This is a genomic window from Pseudomonas sp. F-14 TE3623, assembly GCF_053629015.1.
Window position 1 is genome coordinate 3,222,136 of the sequence record NZ_JBRJHM010000001.1, and the last position, 18,506, is coordinate 3,240,641.

16 protein-coding genes are annotated in these 18,506 nt (G+C 60.3%); 6 read left to right on the plus strand and 10 right to left on the minus strand.

Annotation, left to right across the window (positions count from 1 at the left end; all coding sequences use genetic code 11):
• Positions 1-2: 2 nt before the first annotated feature.
• The 10 genes from AB7M29_RS15015 to AB7M29_RS15060 are packed head-to-tail and all read right to left on the minus strand — an operon-like array spanning position 3 to position 11,003.
• Positions 3-1,139 (minus strand): glycosyltransferase family 2 protein, encoded by a 1,137-nt coding sequence (locus AB7M29_RS15015; protein ID WP_454247172.1) that lies wholly within the window; start codon positions 1,137-1,139, stop codon positions 3-5.
• Positions 1,132-2,100, minus strand: coding sequence for a glycosyltransferase (locus AB7M29_RS15020; protein ID WP_454247173.1), 969 nt, complete (start codon positions 2,098-2,100; stop codon positions 1,132-1,134). The genes AB7M29_RS15015 and AB7M29_RS15020 overlap by 8 nt, the downstream gene beginning before the upstream one ends.
• On the minus strand, positions 2,097-3,464 hold the full coding sequence (locus AB7M29_RS15025) for an O-antigen ligase family protein (protein ID WP_201060078.1): 1,368 nt from the start codon (positions 3,462-3,464) through the stop codon (positions 2,097-2,099). Before AB7M29_RS15025 ends, AB7M29_RS15020 begins: the two co-directional genes overlap by 4 nt.
• Entirely contained in the window at positions 3,461-4,516 is a 1,056-nt protein-coding gene (locus AB7M29_RS15030) for a glycosyltransferase family 4 protein (protein WP_408980382.1), read from the minus strand. The genes AB7M29_RS15025 and AB7M29_RS15030 overlap by 4 nt, the downstream gene beginning before the upstream one ends.
• A gap of 32 nt (positions 4,517-4,548) precedes the next feature.
• Complete coding sequence (locus AB7M29_RS15035) at positions 4,549-6,144, minus strand: GumC family protein (RefSeq protein WP_217858596.1); 1,596 nt, start codon at positions 6,142-6,144, stop codon at positions 4,549-4,551.
• A gap of 17 nt (positions 6,145-6,161) precedes the next feature.
• Positions 6,162-7,184: a polysaccharide biosynthesis/export family protein gene (locus tag AB7M29_RS15040; RefSeq protein WP_217858595.1), complete on the minus strand. Its 1,023-nt coding sequence runs from the start codon at positions 7,182-7,184 to the stop codon at positions 6,162-6,164.
• A gap of 23 nt (positions 7,185-7,207) precedes the next feature.
• Positions 7,208-7,852, minus strand: a complete 645-nt coding sequence (locus tag AB7M29_RS15045) for a CpsD/CapB family tyrosine-protein kinase (protein ID WP_253545332.1) — start codon at positions 7,850-7,852, stop codon at positions 7,208-7,210.
• Positions 7,853-8,599 (minus strand): sugar transferase, encoded by a 747-nt coding sequence (locus AB7M29_RS15050; protein ID WP_217858593.1) that lies wholly within the window; start codon positions 8,597-8,599, stop codon positions 7,853-7,855.
• Positions 8,596-9,654: an NAD-dependent epimerase gene (locus tag AB7M29_RS15055; protein ID WP_217858592.1), complete on the minus strand. Its 1,059-nt coding sequence runs from the start codon at positions 9,652-9,654 to the stop codon at positions 8,596-8,598. Before AB7M29_RS15055 ends, AB7M29_RS15050 begins: the two co-directional genes overlap by 4 nt.
• Positions 9,651-11,003 carry a UDP-glucose dehydrogenase family protein gene (locus tag AB7M29_RS15060; RefSeq protein ID WP_454247174.1) on the minus strand — a complete coding sequence of 451 codons (1,353 nt, stop codon included), beginning with the start codon at positions 11,001-11,003 and terminating at the stop codon, positions 9,651-9,653. The genes AB7M29_RS15055 and AB7M29_RS15060 overlap by 4 nt, the downstream gene beginning before the upstream one ends.
• Before the next feature lie 380 nt (positions 11,004-11,383).
• Here AB7M29_RS15060 and AB7M29_RS15065 point away from each other — a divergent pair, with 380 nt between their 5' ends.
• The 6 genes from AB7M29_RS15065 to AB7M29_RS15090 all read left to right on the plus strand — a co-directional run bounded on the left by AB7M29_RS15065 (position 11,384) and on the right by AB7M29_RS15090 (position 17,969).
• Complete coding sequence (locus tag AB7M29_RS15065; RefSeq protein ID WP_454247175.1) at positions 11,384-13,081, plus strand: sulfatase-like hydrolase/transferase; 1,698 nt, start codon at positions 11,384-11,386, stop codon at positions 13,079-13,081.
• Between the two features lie 194 nt (positions 13,082-13,275).
• The gene (locus tag AB7M29_RS15070) at positions 13,276-13,944 is read left to right on the plus strand and encodes an ABC transporter ATP-binding protein (protein WP_048394989.1); all 669 of its coding nucleotides are present in this window, start codon (positions 13,276-13,278) and stop codon (positions 13,942-13,944) included.
• Between the two features lies 1 nt (position 13,945).
• Positions 13,946-16,417 (plus strand): ABC transporter permease, encoded by a 2,472-nt coding sequence (locus tag AB7M29_RS15075; RefSeq protein WP_454247176.1) that lies wholly within the window; start codon positions 13,946-13,948, stop codon positions 16,415-16,417.
• Positions 16,407-17,480, plus strand: coding sequence for a lipocalin-like domain-containing protein (locus tag AB7M29_RS15080; RefSeq protein WP_217858588.1), 1,074 nt, complete (start codon positions 16,407-16,409; stop codon positions 17,478-17,480). Before AB7M29_RS15075 ends, AB7M29_RS15080 begins: the two co-directional genes overlap by 11 nt.
• A 62-nt stretch (positions 17,481-17,542) precedes the next feature.
• Entirely contained in the window at positions 17,543-17,785 is a 243-nt protein-coding gene (locus AB7M29_RS15085; protein ID WP_454247177.1) for a hypothetical protein, read from the plus strand.
• A gap of 10 nt (positions 17,786-17,795) precedes the next feature.
• Positions 17,796-17,969 (plus strand): hypothetical protein, encoded by a 174-nt coding sequence (locus tag AB7M29_RS15090; RefSeq protein ID WP_217858587.1) that lies wholly within the window; start codon positions 17,796-17,798, stop codon positions 17,967-17,969.
• The last annotated feature ends 537 nt before the right edge of the window (positions 17,970-18,506 follow it).

The following is an 18,506-nucleotide window of genomic DNA, read 5'->3' on the forward strand; positions in this document are numbered from 1 at the left end:
TTTCAACGATTTTGCTCGGGGTTCCATTGCGCGTACCGCTGGCCGCGCAAGAACTGCCACAGACCGATACTCATCCCGGCAAGGGTCACCAGAACAAACGCGGCGAGGCGAAAGGGTTTGGGCAAACGGTGTTGCACATCCAGCAGGCCGACGATGGCCATCGCGTAACCGAGCAGTTGCGCGATCAGGCTCAGGCGATAGAAGCCATGTACATTCCACAGCCAGAAATTGCTCAGCAGCAACGGCAGCAACAGGATCGGTGCCAGGCGTCGAATCAGCTTGTGGCTGATCAGTGCAATCGCATACAGGCCATACCGCCAAGGGTTCAGCATCTCCCGGCGCTGGGCGAGGCTTTGCAGGCCGCCGACGGTGACGCGCTGGCGACGACGCCATTGCTTGGCGATTTCGTCGACACCCTGGTCGCTCACTTGTGCTTCGGGCACATAGACGATGCGTTTGAACGCCACCGGCGCACAGGTGCTGATAAAGAAGTCGTCATTGACCTCCGCCGGCACGTGCTGGAACAACTCGCGACGCAGGGCGAGCAGGGCGCCGTCGGCGGAGACCATGCAGCCGGTGCGATTTTCCATCTTGCGCAACCAGCCTTCGTAATGCCGATAAAGGCTGTCGCCCAGGCTCAGGCCCTTGCCCGGCACCGGGATCAGCATGTGCCCGGCACAGGCCCCGACCTCCGGATCGGCCAGGGGCGCGAGCAACTGGCCGAGGGTGTCGGTCGACCATTGGTTGTCGGCATCGGTGAACACCAGAATCTCACCCGTGCTCAGGGCGACGCCGGCATTCAAGGTGGCTGCCTTGCCCTGACGGGGCAGGTCGAGCACGCTGATGCGCGGGTCGATGACCTTGTGGGCGCAGGCCACGGTGTCGTCGGTGGAGCCGTCGCTGGCCAGAATGATGTGTAGCGAGCGCGCCTGATAATCCTGGGTGAGCAGGGTGCGCAACTTCTCTTCGATATGCCGGGCCTCGTTGTGCGCGGCGATGATGATGCTGACATTCATGGGTTGTGCTGGTACATGACGCCGCACGCGAAACAACGGCGCGATCAGCGTCAGCAGCAGCGGGTAGCCGAGCCAGGCATACACCGGCAATAACAGGCACAACCAGAAAATGAGTTCAGCCACGGGCCGGCCTCCTGGCATTCCAATGACACAGGCTCAAAATGAGCGCGGCACCGGCCAGGTGCAAGCGCACCCAGTGCAGGCCCCACAGTTGCAGCATCAGGCCAATGTCACGGTGTTTAAGGCTCTGGCGCAGGCTCAGCACCAGCGCTGGCAGGCTGGTGATGAACACGATAAATAACGCCACTTGAGAGAAACCATTGAGCAGGGCGGATAGTGCGATGAAATCCAGCCCCCAGACGCCCATCGAAAAGGCCGGGAACCGCAACAAGCGCAGGCTCATCCCTTGGGTGCGCAGCAGTTGCAGGTGACTGCCCTGGCGCCACAATTCCTTGCCCATCCATTCGCGCCAACTGCCTTCGTAACCCCAATGCAAGGCGACGCTTTGGTTGACCGCGAGCAATCGTGCGCCGGCTTCGCTCAGGCGCAAGGTGAACGCCTTGTCTTCACCGGTGCGCAGGGTTTCGTCGAAGCCGCCGACCTTATCGAACCAGGTGCGGCGCATCAGCAGGTTGGCGCTGGGCAGCCATCGCACCGGGTGCAAGGTGTGAGTGGTCGGGCGGGCCATGCGGCGTTGCCAGGCCGTGGCAAACCACGGCGCTTGGATAGGGGTGTGCAAGTCCAGGGCAAGGACATCGGCCTGACCGCCGGACTCCAGTTCGAACAAGAGCGTCAGCCAGTCCCCGGGCATCTCGATATCGGCATCGATGAAGCCCAGCCATTCGCCTGTCGCCACCGCCGCCCCGCGATTGCGCAGGGCGCCGATCAGCAGGCCGGGCAGCACCAGCACCTGCGCACCGAACTGGCGAGCGATGTGCGGGCCCTGATCGTCGGAGCCGTTATCGACCACGATCAACTCGCATTCCAGCCCGGTGGCCTCAGCGGCTTTTTTCGCGGCGAGCAACGTACGACCGATGTGTCGGGCTTCGTTGTACATCGGGATGACGAGGCTGATGCGGCTCATGCCTTGGCCTCCGTCGGCGGACGTTCTTCAGCCTTGAGGCGCAACACGAAAGTCAGGGCGAGCATGATCCACAGGTATTTGTGATTTGGTGCGCTGAGGAACATCAAAAACAGCATCAGCGACAGATAGCTGATGCCCAGGTGTGTGATCAGGTCGGCCTGTTCCCAATCCCGTCGCAGCAACCAGGCATGACGGGCACGGATCAGGTTGTACATCCCAAGGCCCAGCATGCCGACGAACAACAGCCCGGCGGGAATCCCCACTTCGCTGAAGATTTCCAGGTAAGTGTTGTGAGCGCGGCGGTACAGGTCACTGGGCTTGCGGTTGGCGGAAAACACCTTGGCGTAACCGGTGGTGGCGTAGTGCAGCGGGAAGGTGCCGGGGCCGGAACCGAGTAACGGGTGCTCACGAATGATCTGGCTGCCGACCAGGATGTACGACGTGCGGCGGCCGAGGGATTCGTCCTGGCTCTTGGCGCCGGCCTTCAAAATGCTCAAGGACTGAATGCGTGCGATGTAACCGGCCGGCATTGAATAAATGGCCAGCGGGATCACGATCGCAAGACCAAGCATGGCAAAACCCAAGTGGCGCGGACGGATGCGTGGCAACTGCGCGCGGTAGTGCCAGGCGCCGATCATCAAGCTGATAAAAAGCACCACCAGCCCGGAACGGGAATCGGTCTTGGTCATGCCGCCCAGCAGCAAAATGCAGCAGCCGCCCCAGAACAACCGGTGCAACAGGTTCGGGCTGCGAATCACCAGCAGCAGAGCCAACGGCACGGCGAAGGCGATCAGCAGTGCAAACGAGTTCGGGTCTTCCAGCAGCCCGGCGGCGCGGCCCTGGTCCTGATACTTGGTGGAGAACATGGCCAGCGCGCTGGTCGCGCTGACGCTGAGGGTCACCAGCCGGGCGAACATATCGAGGTTCAAATCACGGCCGATCAGCAAGGTGATTACAAACAGAACCAGGCCGACACTCAGATCCCGCAGATGACTCTGGGACATGTCCAGGTTGTCGGTATTGATCATGCTCAACAGGTACAACACCATGAACCAGATCAAGTAGCGCCAGATGTTGCTGCGCAGGCGCTCGGACGGAATCTGGTGGATAGCCAGTTGCAACATCACGATCAGCGCCAGCGAAGCACCGATGAATTTGGTGCCCGACAGCGCATTGCCCTTGAAGAAACCTTCGAACGGCACCAGCGCCGCGATGCCCAACAAACCCCAGGCAGGTTTTCGGTACAGCACCGCGACAGCCACCAGGCCGAGCACCGCGCCTGGTGCCAGATAAGGATAAGGACTGGCCAGCAAACCAAGGCAGACCAGGGCGAGCAGACTGACGATCGAGAGCGGAAAGATCACGCGCGTGCCTCCCGTGCAGTACGGATATAAAGCTGCGACCAGCGTTCGGCCAAGGCCTTCAGGTCGTAACGGTCCAATTGCGTACGTCTTGCGTTGTCGATCAATTCGCGAGCCAGTGCCGGCTCACTCAGCAGCGTGTCGATCTGCCGGGCGAGGGCGGCGCTGTCGGTGGGTGTCGCCAGCAGGCCGTTGTGCCGATCCTCCAGCACATCGGGTATCCCGCCGACGCTGAATGCCACCACCGGCACTCCGGCCTGCATCGCCTCCAGTAAAATCATCGGCGTGCCCTCGGTGCGCGAGCTGATCACCAGCGCATCGAGTTGCTGCCACCACCGGTTCATGTCGGTCTGATAACCCGGCAGGGTGATGCGTTTGTGCAAGCCGACAGCGGCAATCCGCGCCAGCAGGGCTGCCTGTTCCGGGCCGTCGCCGAGCATCACGGCGTCCAGTTGCGAGTGTTGCTGACAGAGCGGAATCAGGGCATCGAGAAACAGGTCCGGGCCTTTTTCATTGCTCAGCCTTCCAACGTAGCCCGCCAGCCAGCGCGGGTGTTTGACGTTGTTGGGCAGCAGGTCGCTAGCTGCTGGCAGACCATTGGGGATCACTTGCAGTTTCTCCGCTCGAACACTCGCTCTGCGATGCAGTACGGCGATGCTTTCAGCCACGCAAACAACCCGATGCACCGACGCCGTGCGGCACAGTTGCAAACTCAGCCAGCCGTAGAGGCGTTGCTTGCGACTGCGTGGGGTGAAACCGTGTTGGGTAATCACCAATGGCAAGTCCAACAACGTCGCACTCACCCAACCAAATAACAGACCCTTGAAATTGTGCGTATTGATCAGCGGCTGTTCAGCCCGCCGCTGACGTAAATGACGCAGCAATTGCCTCAAACCCGTGAAGCTGCGGCAATCGACCCCAGCCTCGCGAAATCGCGCGATCAGCACTGGCGGCGCATCGAGAAACAGCACTTGGTGCCGCCCCGGCGTCGCCAGGCAATGGTCCAGCAGCATCCGCTCAGCCCCATAGAAGCCGCCGCTGCTGATCAAATGCATGATCGGCAGAGCGCTGGCGCTGAGCGGCCCGTTCAATGGCGCACCCAATGCACGAAGCTATCCACGGTCCAGTTTTTGTGCGGGTTGTTCGGCATAACGTCTTGCTCGTTGATCACCAACAGCACCGGCAAGCCCAGTTCATGGGTGATTTGCGCTGGGTGTTTGAAGCGGTGATCGAAGAACTCACGCACGTAGACAAAGGCAATCGCCAGCAGCAGACCGGTCAGCATCCCGAACGGAATGATCAGCAGCGGTTTGGGAAACGCCGCCTCGGTCGGTTCGTACGGCGGGCTGAGTACCCGGGCGTTGGACATATCGTTGTCCAGCAAACCGGCGGAGCTGCTTTCGGCAAAGCGTTGGGCGTAGGTGGAGAACGCCGCGTGCAAGGCATTGATCTCGGTGTCCATCTGCGCAAGCTTGCTTTGAGCCACTTGCAACTGATGGATGCGGTCCTTGAAGTCGGCGATGCGCGCGGTTTTCTGCTTGATCACCGAGGTGACAATCGCCAGGTCGTTGGTCCGCTCCTGAATCCGGTTGCTGACGATTTTCAGGAACTGCTGACGGGTGCGGGAAATCTGCTCGCGGGTCAACAGCATCGGTTCACTGCCCGGCTGGAACACCGCCAGGTCGTTCATGTAGCGGCTGACCTGAGTGGTCAGTTGCTCACCGAGCTGCCTGATCTCGCGGTCTTCGAACGCAATGTTGTCCACCGTGGTGGTGAAGGTGAAGGGGAAGGTGTACTCGCTGAGCCGGGACGTATTGGTGGCTGACGCCAGGGCGGTTTTCAGGTAGTCGAGCCAGCGCTGGCTTTGCAGCAGGCGATCCTGATACAGGTTCAGGGCCTGTTCCTCGGTATTGATGGCATTGAGGCGGAAGGTAATTTCTTCCTTCGGATCGGATGAACCCACGCCTTCGAGCAACGCCAGCCGCGTGCCTTCCAAGCCATCGAGACGCACCTGATATTGCTTCTTCTTGGTTTCGTAGAAGCTCTGCGGCAGGTCGATCGATTGCAGTTCCTGACGGCTGGCCAGGTAGTTTTGCAACAGCGCCGCGACAAACCGGGTGCCTTGGGCGGGATCGCCAAAGCTGTAAACAATGGAGATCACGTTGGAACCCGGCAGGGTTTCGATTTTCAGGTTATCGACGGCCTCTTGGGTGTAGGTATCCAGGGCGGTGTCCCGAACCGGATCGGTCTCAAGCCCGAATGCATCGCGCACCGGATTGACAACGTATTCACGCAAGGGGGTGGTCACAAAACGTTTGATCGGTTCGGTCACCAGTTTGCTGAAGATCCCGGGGTTGGGCGCGTACTCGCCTTTGTCCCGCAGGTCGCTGATGGTCTGACGGATCAGGGCCGGCGAACGCAGGATATTGCTCTCGGTTTCCATGTCCGCCAGTGACGGTGGAATGAAAGAGGCATCACCTTGGGTCAGGGACGTGGTGGCGTCTCCCTGGGAGAGTTTTTTGGACTGCACGATCACCTGCGCGGTAATGTCGAAGCTCTGCTTGAGCATCAGCGGCAAGATCAGGGCGATCACTGCAAAGATCAGGAAGACTCGTTTCACCAACTGTTTGTTAGCGAAGAAAATCCTGAAGAACTCATGCAGGTAGTTTTCCTTTGGGTTCATGGTCGGTCACCTGAGCGTTAGTTGTCGCTGTCTTTGTTGTCGACGCGGTAGGCGAAACCGAAGCCCACCCCTTGGAACAACACCACGTCCGCCAGTTGCCGCGCGAGCTCACCGGCGCTGGCCAGTTTGGTCTTGGGCACGTAGAGCATGTCGTCCGGTTGCAGGTAAGCAATCTGCGAGGCGTCACCGGACAAGGCTTTTTCAACGTCGTAGTGCACGGCCTGCACATGGTTGCCGGTGCGGCGCATGATCACCACCGAATCGAGTCGCGCCTTGACGTTAGTGCCACGGGCCAGGGTCAACGCTTCGAGTACCGAGACCGGCCGGCGAATCGGGTAGGAGCCCGGTTGCGCGACTTCACCCAGCACATAGATTTCGTTACCCGAGGTGGACTTGAGCATGACGTCGACCCTCATCCGCCCCGGCAGTTGCGCGTAACGTTGATTGAGGAACGTTTCCAGTTGGTTGACCGTCATGCCTTGCAGTGGTACGGAGCCTATTTCCGGGAAACTCGCATAGCCGTCGTTGCCCACGGTGATCTCCCGGGTCATACCGCTACCGGGCTGGCTCAGGTTGCTCTTGAGGTTTAGCTCGTTGCTCAGCGGGCTGGTGACCAGCACCGTCACCTGATTGCGATTGGGCTGAAACAGGGATTTGCGCTCATAGGCACGCTGGATCTCCTGCCGCGCTTCGACGGCCGTCAGCCCGCCGATTTTCACCGCGGTATTGGCCCCTGGCAGTTCGATGGTGCCGTCGGGCAGCACCAGTTGAGTGCCGTTAAGCTGGCTGGCCGCGGTGAAGTTCAGGGCGACCTGGTCACCGGGCTGAATGCGGTAAGCCCCCGAGCTACTGGTGCTGACGTGGAAGATCACATCCAGCACATCCTTGGGCCGCAAGGTCTGTTCAACCTTGGGCATGTCGGTGGCCTGGGCATTGGCCGGCTCGGCCGTGAGAATCTGTACCGGCATTTGCTGGGTTTCACTGGTGCTGGAGCAACCTGCAAGCGGCAGCAACAGCAGGAGAAGCATTTTGGCGTTCATGGCGTCATCCTTTCTGCGGTTGCTTACAGGTTTTTGTAGAGCCATTTGGGCATGTAGTACTTGCGCCGGTTGAAGACGCTGCCCACCAGTTTGGCGCCGGCCTGGGTCAGGCGCTGGACCGCGGCCTGGGCCACTTCCCAGCGCGTGTCTTCGGCGCGCACCACCATGATCACGCCGTCCACCAAAGTGCTGATGACCAAGGTGTCGGCGGCCGAATACACCGCGTCGCCGTCGATCACCACGAAGCGATACCGATCGCCCAGCTGGTTGAGCAACGGGGCCAGCTGTTCAGTCGTCAGGTGTTCGGCGCCACGGATGTGCCGCCCGTTCGGCAGGATGTGGAAGGGCAGGCTGGAGACGTTCACCAGGCAGTCCTGCAGCAGCGGCGGCGAGGCGTTGAACAGCAGGTCACGAAAGCCGCGTTCTTTGGTCAGCCCCAGCTGTTGCGTGAGGTTGCTCTCCGATTGGCTGGCGTCCACCAGCAGCACTTGGCCGCTGCTCATTGACGCCAGTTGGCTGGCCAGCGCCAGGGCGCTGGTGGTGGTGCCGGCGCCTGCATTGGCGGCGGTCAGGAAGAGGATCCGCAGATCCAGGTCGAGCACGGTCGAGGTCAGGTTGGACTCGCTCGGGCTGGCGATGGTCAGGCTTTTATTCGATGAACCGTCCATTTAACTCGCTCCGTGGCCGCTGAATACTTTGAAGGGGGTTTTCAACAGGATCTTCAGATCAAGCAAGAGGCTCTGCTCGGCGATATAGCTGAGGTCCAACTCAACGCGCTGGTCGAAGTCGATATTGCTGCGCCCGGAGATCTGCCACAGGCCGGTCATGCCGGGGTAGATGCTCAGGCGTGCAAGGTGGTTGTCTTTGTAGCGATAGGCGTTGAAGGAGGTCGGTCGTGGACCGACTAAACGCATGTCGCCGCTGACAACATTGATCAGGTTGGGCAACTCATCGAGGCTGCTGCGCCGCAGGAAGCTGCCGATGGGGGTAATCCTTGGGTCGTTGTCGATCTTGAAATCGATGGCATCGGCGCCGTGCTTGTTCAGGTGCCGCAACGACTCCTTGAGCTCTTCGGCGTTGGTCACCATTGTGCGGAACTTGTACATGCCGAACAGGCGGCCGCGGTAACCGGTGCGCTTTTGCACGAACATCACCGGTCCCGGGCTGCTGAACTTGATCACCAGCGCCAGGCCCAGCAACACAGGGGAGAGCAGCAGCAAAATCACCAGCGCGCCGAGGCATGCAACCACCCGGTTGGTTCGCGACAGCGTCCAGGGCCGGCCACCGTCGCGGCCGGTCATCCAGCCGCGGCCCTGCATGTGGATGGCCGTGTCCAGGCGCATTCGGTGTTCGGGGTCCAGGCGTTTGTCACGCTGCATGTGATTGAGCAACACGCCTTTTTCATGTCCAGTCATAGAGTCCTCCGCTGAAGCCCGGACGCGAGTGGCGAGTGGGCGTTGCGCAGTGGGTAGTAGTCACGGAACCAGGCGATGAATCGTCCGAGTCCTTCATCCAGCTCGATCCGTGGCTGGAAACCGGTGGCCTGGGCCAGATCACTGGCATCGGCGCAGGTGTTGAGCACGTCGCCCGGTTGCAGGGGCAGCAACTCGACGAGGGCTTTTTGTCCGAGGTGTTTTTCCAGCAGCGCCAGGTAGTCCTTGAGCTCCACTGGCTGTTGTCCGCCAATGTTGTAAATGCGCCATGGCGCCATGCTGCTGGCCGGGTCTGGTTGTTCGCGGTTCCACTGCGGTGCTGCTAGGGGGGCGCGCTCGATCAGACGGGCGATGCTCTCGATGATGTCGTCGATGTAGGTGAAATCACGCTGGTGCTCGCCGTAGTTGAACAGCTTCACCGGCTGCCCTTCGGCAATCGCCCGGGCGAACTGGATCGGCGACATGTCTGGCCGCCCCCAAGGCCCGTACACGGTGAAAAAACGTAAACCGGTGCAGGGAATGCCGAACAGATGGCTGTAGCTGTGGGCCATCAGCTCATTGGCTTTTTTGGTCGCGGCGTACAACGACAACGGATGGTCGACGCAGTCCTTGACCGAGTAAGGCGTGTGCTGATTGGCGCCGTAGACCGAACTGGACGAGGCATAGATCAAGTGTTTGACCGGGTGGTGACGGCAGCTTTCGAGGATGTTGAGAAACCCGCTCAGATTGCTGTCGACGTAGGCCCGGGGATTTTCCAGGGAGTAACGCACCCCGGCCTGGGCCGCGAGGTGAATCACCACCTCTGGTTGTTCACGAACAAACAATGCATCGAGGGCCGTGGCGTCGGCCACATCGACTTTCGCGAGCGGGAAATCGCCGACTTGCTTGCACACCCAATCCACGCGGTCGTGCTTGAGCTGCGGGTCGTAGAAGTCGTTGAAATTGTCCAGGCCGCACACTTGATGCCCATCGCGCAACAGCCGCAACACGCAATGGGCGCCAATGAAACCGGCCGCTCCGGTGACGAGTATCTTCATGGCCGTGGCGCCTCGGGAGCGATGTGCCGAAGCCCGATACCGCTGTAGTGCAAACCGGCCGCCGCCACGTGCTCCGGGTTGTAAAGATTGCGCCCGTCGACGATCACCCGCGCGCGCAATTTGCTCGCCAGCAGATCGAAGTCGACCACACGGAAATTCTTCCACTCGGTGCAGATCACCAGTGCGTCGGCATCTTCCAGGGTGTCGTCGCGGGTGGCGCACAGGTGCAGGTCATTGCGGTAGCCGTAAATGCGTCGGCACTCGGACATGGCTTCCGGATCGTAAGCCTGCACGCTCGCGCCATCGGCCCACAGCGCCTCCATCAGATAACGGCTGGGGGCTTCGCGCATGTCGTCGGTATTGGGCTTGAAGGCCAGGCCCCAAATCGCGATGGATTTGCCGACCAGGCCATCGGGAAATAGCGCCTGCAGTTTGCTGAAGAGGATGTGCCGCTGGCTGTCATTCACATCGGTGACGCTACGCAGCAGACGCATTGGCATGCCGTTGTGTTCGGCGGTGTGCAACAGGGCACGCAGGTCTTTGGGAAAGCACGAGCCGCCAAAGCCGCAGCCGGGGTAGATGAAGTGGTAACCGATGCGCGGGTCCGAGCCGATGCCTTTGCGCACCGCCTCAATGTCGGCCCCCAGCAACTCAGTGAGGTTGGCCAGTTCGTTCATGAAACTGATGCGGGTGGCGAGCATTGCGTTGGCGGCGTACTTGGTCAGCTCGGCGCTGCGGTTGTCCATGAACATGAGCTTTTCGCGGTTGCGGCAGAACGGCGCATAGAGTTCGCTCAATTGGTTGCGCGCTTCATCGTCATTGGTGCCGACGATGATCCGGTCCGGGCGCATGCAATCGGCCAGGGCGCTGCCTTCCTTGAGAAACTCCGGGTTGGACACCACTCGCACGTTCAACGCCTCTTTGCCACGGCGTTGCAGTTCTTCGTTAGCGGTGCTTGCCACCTGGTCCGCGGTGCCCACCGGCACGGTGGACTTGATGATCAGGGTGCGGTCTGACTCCATGAAACTGGCGATCTGCCGAGTGACATTCAGCACATGGCTGAGGTCGGCGGAACCGTCTTCATCGGCGGGAGTGCCCACCGCGATGAAAATCAGTTCGGCGTGTTCGACCGCGTCACTGGCCTGAGTGGAGAAGAGCAGGCGACCGGCCTTGATGTTGTCTTCCAGTGTGCTGGACAGTCCCGGTTCGCTGATCGGGGGCACGGCTTGTTGCAGTTGCTTGATCTTGTTGGGGTCAATATCAACGCACAGCACACGATGTCCGACATCGGCCAATGCCGCGGCTTGTATCAGACCGACGTAACCCGTACCAAATACGCTCACGTCCATATTGGCGTGCCTCGTAAAACGGTGGATGTAACTGAAATGAGACTGTCAAAAGGGGTATAGCCCAGCCATGGGAAAGCGAGTCAGCAAAATGACGGGTAACTCGACCGGGAAAACCCCGATTTCACGGGCTATTTGCCATCAAGTGCTTGCCGCTGCTGGATTTGCCGCGGTTTTGAGGGGTTTCTGACGGTTTGAAGAAAACGATAAACGGTCGTAAGGCTTGAAACACAAGGGTTACAGACGCTTGAGTGTGTCAGATTTGAGGCAACGTTTTTTTGACGCTTTAGGAAAAAAACCGGCATTTCTTGCGCTTCGAGGGCTCGGTGCTAGTGTCAGAAAATGGCCAATCATCCGTTGGCCACGGAGACGCTGTAATCGCCATGATCCGATACCTCAAGGAACTGTTGCTGGTTCTGTATTTACTCAAGAATTACGACTACTACCTCGATCGTCTTGACGCGCTGGGCATCGGTTTTCCTATGCTGTTGTATGGCGCAATGTTCGTCGTGCTGACAGTGGCGTTGTTCATGACCGCCTACATCCGTCAGACGCTGATCCGTCACTTGTTCGCGCTGGCGATGTTTGGCTCGGCGGTGTTCTTTGACGTCTATACGCAAGTGACTGCCGGTTACATGACCTACAGCAGTTTTGTGTCACTGGTGTATTCCGGTGGCTTCATTCAAGAAGCGGCGTACCAGTACCGCGATACAATCATCAGCGGGACAGTCAGTGGTTTGTTACTGCTGTTCGGTATCGGGCTCAAGCCGCGTCGACGGGTGCCATTACCGGGTGCGCTGTTGGTGGCGGCGCCAGTGCTCGGGGTGCTGATGCTCAGCACCGTGCTGTTTGTGCGGGCCGGCGAGGGTGCCCGTGGCTTGCCGATCATGTACACGCCGATAGCCTATTTGAATCTGTTCACCTATGAAGCGCTGCACAACACCGTCGGCCCCCGTGAACCGGTGAGCATGACGCGTATCGATCAGCCGGTGGGGCACGACATTGTGCTGATCATCGACGAGAGCATCTCCGGCAACTACCTGGACATCAACACGCCGTTCGGTGTGCACAGCAACCTCAAGGAACCGCGCCCGGGCGTGGACATTTTCAATTACGGCTATGCGGCATCCATCGCCAATTGCAGTGCCGACACCAATGTCACCCTGCGCTACGGTGGCACCCGCGGCGACTACATGCGGATCAACAGCACGCTGCCGTCAATCTGGCAGTACGCCAAAAAGGCCGGACTGCGCACTGTTTACATCGACTCCCAGCGCACCGGTGGCAACTTGCAGAACCTGATGAACGCTGCCGAGAAAAAGGACATCGACGAGTTCGTGCAATTCGACCGCACCAGCGTGCGTGAGCGCGACATGGCCGCGGCGGCCAAGCTGATCGAGCTGCTCAACGACGGTAAGCCGCAGCTGGTGGTGATCAACAAGGTCGGCGCGCATTTTCCGGTGCACGACAAGTACCCGGACGCGTTTATGGCTTACCGTCCGACATTGCCCCGAGGGCGATTTGTCGAAGTGGCGGACACGGGCAAACGTGATGGTTTCAACGGTCAGCCAGATGATTGGTTGCTGTACCGCAATGCCTACAAAAATACCGTGCTGTGGAATGTCGGCGAGTTCTTCGCACGGGTTTTCGCTCAGGCGGATTTGCGCAATGCGTTGCTGATCTACACCTCGGATCACGGGCAGGACCTGCATGAGCGCGGTAACCCGGGGCTCAATACTCACTGCGGTGGTGATCCGGTGGGGGAGGAGGGATTGGTGCCCCTGGTGGTGATTTCGGGCAGCGGTTTGAAGACCCTGGACTGGCAGGCGCAATTGCCGGCCAACAAGGATCGCTCCAGTCACTACAACATCTTCCCGACGTTGCTGCAGGTGATGGGTTATGACCTGGCGGGGATCGAGGCGGTGTATGGCAAACCGCTGAGTATGCCGACGGGGGACGATTTCACCTTTAACTATCGGTTTAATGCGCGGTTGGGGGCCAAGCCTGAGTGGAAGCATATTGATCTGAACAGCATTGTGACGCCGGGGCGGGTGGTGCCGAGTGTGGCGGTGGGGCAGTGAGGTTGTTTGTTGGCTGAGCCGGCCACTTCGCGAGCAAGCCCGCTCCCACATTTGATCGATGTGTACACAGATTCTGCGTACACCGGCATCCCTGTGGGAGCGGGCTTGCTCGCGAAGACGTCAGACCGTTCAACCCAAGATTATCGGGTGTACTCTCTACCCTTGCCCCCACTCATCAAAAGAGTTTCCCCTTCATGCTTCACGTCCAGGGCGTCTTCAAAAGCTACGCCACCCCCCAAGGCCCATTGCCCGTGCTGCAAGGCGTCGACCTCACGTTGAAGCCCGGCAGCAGCCTGGCGCTGATGGGTGAATCGGGCAGTGGCAAGAGCACCTTGCTGCACCTGATCGCCGGGCTGGACAAGGTCGATCGCGGCAGCATCCGCAGTGGCGAGCATCGGCTGGAGCAGATGAACGAGAGCCAATTGGCGAACTGGCGGCGGACCGAAATCGGTCTGGTGTTCCAGCAGTTCAACCTGATCGGCAGTTTGCGCGTTGAAGACAATCTGGCGTTTCAGGCACGTCTGGCCGGGCGCCACGATCCACGTTGGCAGGCGCATCTGGTGCAGCGCCTTGGGTTGGGAGATTTGCTGCGGCGCTATCCGGAGCAACTGTCCGGCGGGCAACAGCAGCGGGTCGCATTAGGTCGCGCCCTGGCATCGCAACCCAAACTGCTGCTGGCCGACGAGCCCACCGGCAGCCTCGATGAAGCCACCAGCGATGAGGTGTTGAAGTTGTTGCTGGAGCTGCTCGACGATAGCCCGACGACTTTGTTGATGGTCACTCACAGCCCACGGGTCGCCGCGCGGTTGGCAGACAAAGTGGTGCTGCACGGCGGCCGTCTGGCTGGCGCGGACGAGCGCTGAGGTGCGGGTTTTTCGCGAGACGTTGCGGGCGCTGCTCAGCCATTGGCGCCAGCATCCGGTGCAGTTTTTCAGTGTGCTGACCGGGCTCTGGCTCGCCACCAGCCTGCTGACCGGCGTGCAAGCGCTGAACAGCCAGGCGCGAGAAAGCTACGCCCGCGCCAGTCAACTGATCGGCGGCGAACCGCAAGCCAGCCTCAGTGCACCCAGCGGAGGGGTGTTTTCCCAGCAAGTGTTTGTCGACCTGCGTCGTGCGGGTTGGCCGGTATCACCCGTGTTGCAAGGTCGGGTGACGCTCAAGGGCCATGAAGACCAGCGCTTGCAGTTGATGGGCATTGAGCCGGTGTCGCTGCCGGCCGGGTCCGCAGTGGCCGGGCGGTCGTTGCCAATCGAGCAGGTTGTCGAGTTTTTCACCCCGCCGGGCAGCACCTGGATTTCACCGCAGACTTTACAAGCGTTGGGCTTGCACGAAGGGGAAACCCCGGTGGCCCAGAGCGGAATCACCTTGCCGCCGCTGCGTGCCCAGACCGACATGGCGCCCGGCGTGTTGCTGGTGGACATCGGCTTCGCCCAACAGATTCTGCAATTGCCCGATCAACTGTCACGGCTGCTGCTGCCCAAGGATTTCAGCGCGCCCCTGCCTGATGAGCTCAAGGGCCAACTCCAGCTCAAAACCAGTGGCGAAGAAAACAATCTCGCGCGACTGACCGAGAGCTTCCACCTGAACCTCGATGCCTTGGGCTTTTTGTCGTTCGTGGTCGGCCTGTTCATCGTCCACGCGGCGATCGGCCTGGCGCTGGAGCAACGCCGAAGCTTGCTCAGAACCCTGCGCGCCTGTGGAGTCAGTGCGCGCATGTTGATTGCCTGTCTCGCCGTCGAGCTGGGGGGGCTGGCGCTGATCGGTGGTATCGCCGGTGTCGTCAGCGGCTACCTGTTGGCGGGTGTGCTGTTGCCGGACGTCGCCGCCAGCTTGCGCGGCTTGTACGGCGCCGAAGTGCCGGGGCAATTGAATCTAAGTCTGCTGTGGTGGTTCAGCGGTATCGGCCTGAGCCTGTTCGGCGCCTTGCTGGCCGGCGCCAACAGTTTGCTGCGTGCGGCGCGTCTGCCGTTGCTGGCGCTGGCCAATCCGCAAGCCTGGCACCAAGCCCACGCGCGCTGGTTGCGGCGCCAGGGTTGGGTCGCGGCGATGGCTGCGGTGATCGCGTTGCTGGCGTTGATCTTCGGCGACAGCCTGAGCAGCGGTTTCGTGCTGATGGCCGCCCTGTTGATCGGCGCCGCACTGGCCTTGCCGGTGGTGTTGAATAGCGTGCTCAACTGGGTGCTTGGGCGCAGTCGTTCGGTGCTCGGTCAATGGTTTCTCGCCGACTGCCGCCAGCAACTGCCGGCCCTGAGCCTGGCCTTGATGGCGCTGTTGTTGGCGCTGGCGGCAAACATCGGCGCCGGCAGCATGACCGCCGGTTTCCGTCAGACGTTCAGCAACTGGCTCGAACAACGCCTGACCGCTGAGCTGTACCTTAATCCGCAAAATCCCGCCCAGGCTCGAGAACTGCACACCTGGCTCAAACAACAACCTCAAGTCACCGCGGTGCTTCCGAACTGGCAGGTATCGATCCAGTTGCAGGGCTGGCCGGCGGACGTCTTTGGCGTGATCGATCACCCGACGTATCGTCAGCATTGGCCCCTGCTGGAAGCCTTGGGCGACAACCCTTGGGAGCGACTGGCCAAGGACGACGCGTTGATGCTCAGCGAGCAACTGGCGCGGCGGTTGAAGGTACGCCTTGGTGATCAACTGACGATTCCCACGCCGAATGGCCCATGGTCACCACGGATCGTCGGGATCTACGCCGACTACGGCAATCCCAAGGGCCACCTGCTGGTCAACATCAATCACCTGTTGCGCGGCTGGCCGCAATTGACGCCCAACCGTTTCAACCTGCGCATCGAACCGGCGTCGATTCCCGGATTCCTGGCCGCACTGCAAACCCGTTTCACCCTGGACGACAGCCGCATCGTCGATCAGGCCCGGCTCAAGGGCTGGTCCACGCAAGTGTTCGAACGCACCTTCGCCGCCACCGCCGCGCTCAATAGCCTGACGCTTTGTGTCGCGGGCGTGGCGCTGTTCATCAGCCTGCTGACCCAAAGCCAGAGCCGCCTCGGACAACTCGCGCCGCTGTGGGCTTTGGGCGTAACCCGTCGCCAATTGATGCTACTGAACCTCGGGCAAACCTGGTTGCTGGCGGTACTGACGCTGGTGCTGGCATTGCCCTTGGGCATCGCATTGGCGTGGTGCCTGGACACGGTGATCAACGTTCAGGCGTTCGGCTGGCGCTTGCCGTTGCGGGTGTTTCCACTGCAAGTGTTGCAGTTGATGGGCCTGGCGTTGCTCGCAACATTGCTCGCTTCAGCGTGGCCGTTGTACTCGCTGTATCGCACGCAACCGGCGGATCTGCTGAGGACGTTTGCTCATGAAGATTAAGCTCGGCGTGTTGTTACTGGCCGCGCTGCTGAGCGGATGCGACAACACGCCTGCGCCGGAAAAAGGCTTCGCCGGCCTCGGTCATCAGGCCGAGGCATTTACCCCAGTGGTGCCCGGGCGGGTGTTCAGCTTCCCGGCAGACCACGGCCCGCACGATGGCTTTCGCATCGAATGGTGGTACGTCACCGCCAACCTCAAGGACGATCAGGGCCAGGAATTCGGCGCGCAATGGACGCTGTTTCGCAGCGCCTTGAAAGCGACTCCCGAACAGTCTGGCTGGAGCAATCAAACCATCTGGCTGGGCCATGCGGCGGTGACTTCCGCCACGGCGCACTATGCCGCCGAACGCTACGCCCGAGGCGGCGTCGGCCAGGCCGGCGTGAGCCTGGCGCCGTTCAACGCATGGATCGACGACTGGCGTTTCAGCAGTCAGGCCACCCATGAAGAGCCTCTGGCGGACCTGCAACTCAGCGCCCGCGACAAGGCTTTCAGCTACCAGCTTCGACTGACCTCCACACGTCCGCTGGTGCTTCAGGGCGACAAAGGCTTCAGCCAGAAATCCGAACAAGGCCAGGCTTCGTATTACTACAGCCAGCCGTTTTTCCAGGCCAGCGGCACCCTGGAAATCGATGGCAAAACCTACACCGTCAGCGGCCCTGCCTGGCTCGATCGCGAGTGGAGCAGCCAACCCCTGACCGCCAACCAGACCGGTTGGGACTGGTTCTCCCTGCACCTGGACAGTGGCGAACAGGTCATGCTCTACCGCATGCGGCAAAAGGACGGCGCGCCGTACCTCACCGGCACCTGGATCGATTCCCAAGGCCAGACGCAGCTATTGCATGCCGACGACATCAGCCTCACGCCTCAAGACACCGCCAACGTGGCCGGGCGTTCGATGCCCGTGAGCTGGTCGATCAAAATCCCCGCCAAACACCTCGAAATCACCATCAGCGCCCTCAACCCCAAGGCCTGGATGGACTTGCGCATTCCCTATTGGGAAGGACCGGTGCGGCTCAGCGGCAGTCATGGCGGGCAGGGGTATCTGGAGATGACCGGGTATTAACCGGAACTCTCGCCGCCACGCCGTTTTCCTACGTAATGAAGCCCATTTCACGGGAGCCCGCCATGAGCGACGACCTCAAACCGCCCACCCTTGCCACCTGGCAGCGGCTGTTCGACGACAAGGCCTACTGGCAGCAATCTCCCGACGTGCATTACAGTGAATTGTTGCGCATCGCCGACGATCTGCTGGGGCAGGGCGCCATCGACCTCGATCAATGGCAGATCCTCAAAACCAAGGCCGATCAATCCCACAAAGACTCACCCGCCGTGAACGTTGCGCAGGAAGTCGACGATCCCGAAGCCTGAGGAAAACCCCATGAATCCCAAACCGACCACCCCCTCGGAAAACCCCGACGAGCCCCGGCCACCAGGCGAAGTCGAGCGCGACAACGACGCCTTGCGCCCCACCGACCCGACCCGGCGCAAGGAAAGCGGCAAGGGCACAGAAAGCGGCGAATCCACCGCGCAAGAAACTGCGAACACTCCCTGAGTAGCGTCTATGCAGGCGAAAATGAAAGATCTGAACGTAGAACAGAGCGTTGTGGTGATCCATACTGCTGTGCTGAAAGTCGCCAGCCAGCGACCAAGCTGATCATTACTTGTACGTATTGATTGTTCCTGTGCAAATAACTGTATAAGAACAATCATTTTTAATGGTCGAACTGGTGAGTTTTAGAAGTTTGTATCCGTTTTTTTAGCAAAAACTTACGAAATATTACGTGCATTAATTTCATGTTTATACCGAGGACATATCGGCCAAATTCTATTAAAATCCTTCCCGTTCGCCCGGTGTCAGGGCTCTTTACCGGTGCATGGATTGCCAGGCCATTACACTGGGCGAACACCTCCTCTGGAACGCAATGTTTATAAGTTTCGGACATAAAAAATGGGCGACCTTGAAGTCGCCCATTTTTATTGGGTGATTTAAAGCTGTGTCCGCAACCGCCGCCCTCGCGCAAATGCCTGCTACAACGCAGCGTCATCGTCATCGCCATCGCCATCGCCATCGCCAAGCGCCTCGCCCAGG

Bases quoted from the DNA above. Each gene is read 5' to 3' on its own strand.
- AB7M29_RS15030 (WP_408980382.1), bottom strand. From the start codon at position 4,516: ATGCATTTGATCAGCAGCGGCGGCTTCTATGGGGCTGAGCGGATGCTG.
- AB7M29_RS15055 (WP_217858592.1), bottom strand. From the start codon at position 9,654: ATGAAGATACTCGTCACCGGAGCGGCCGGTTTCATTGGCGCCCATTGC.
- AB7M29_RS15035 (WP_217858596.1), bottom strand. From the start codon at position 6,144: ATGAACCCAAAGGAAAACTACCTGCATGAGTTCTTCAGGATTTTCTTC.
- AB7M29_RS15040 (WP_217858595.1), bottom strand. From the start codon at position 7,184: ATGAACGCCAAAATGCTTCTCCTGCTGTTGCTGCCGCTTGCAGGTTGC.
- AB7M29_RS15070 (WP_048394989.1), top strand. From the start codon at position 13,276: ATGCTTCACGTCCAGGGCGTCTTCAAAAGCTACGCCACCCCCCAAGGC.
- AB7M29_RS15065 (WP_454247175.1), top strand. From the start codon at position 11,384: ATGATCCGATACCTCAAGGAACTGTTGCTGGTTCTGTATTTACTCAAG.
- AB7M29_RS15090 (WP_217858587.1), top strand. From the start codon at position 17,796: ATGAATCCCAAACCGACCACCCCCTCGGAAAACCCCGACGAGCCCCGG.
- AB7M29_RS15080 (WP_217858588.1), top strand. From the start codon at position 16,407: ATGAAGATTAAGCTCGGCGTGTTGTTACTGGCCGCGCTGCTGAGCGGA.
- AB7M29_RS15060 (WP_454247174.1), bottom strand. From the start codon at position 11,003: ATGGACGTGAGCGTATTTGGTACGGGTTACGTCGGTCTGATACAAGCC.
- AB7M29_RS15050 (WP_217858593.1), bottom strand. From the start codon at position 8,599: ATGACTGGACATGAAAAAGGCGTGTTGCTCAATCACATGCAGCGTGAC.
- AB7M29_RS15045 (WP_253545332.1), bottom strand. From the start codon at position 7,852: ATGGACGGTTCATCGAATAAAAGCCTGACCATCGCCAGCCCGAGCGAG.
- AB7M29_RS15020 (WP_454247173.1), bottom strand. From the start codon at position 2,100: ATGAGCCGCATCAGCCTCGTCATCCCGATGTACAACGAAGCCCGACAC.
- AB7M29_RS15085 (WP_454247177.1), top strand. From the start codon at position 17,543: ATGAGCGACGACCTCAAACCGCCCACCCTTGCCACCTGGCAGCGGCTG.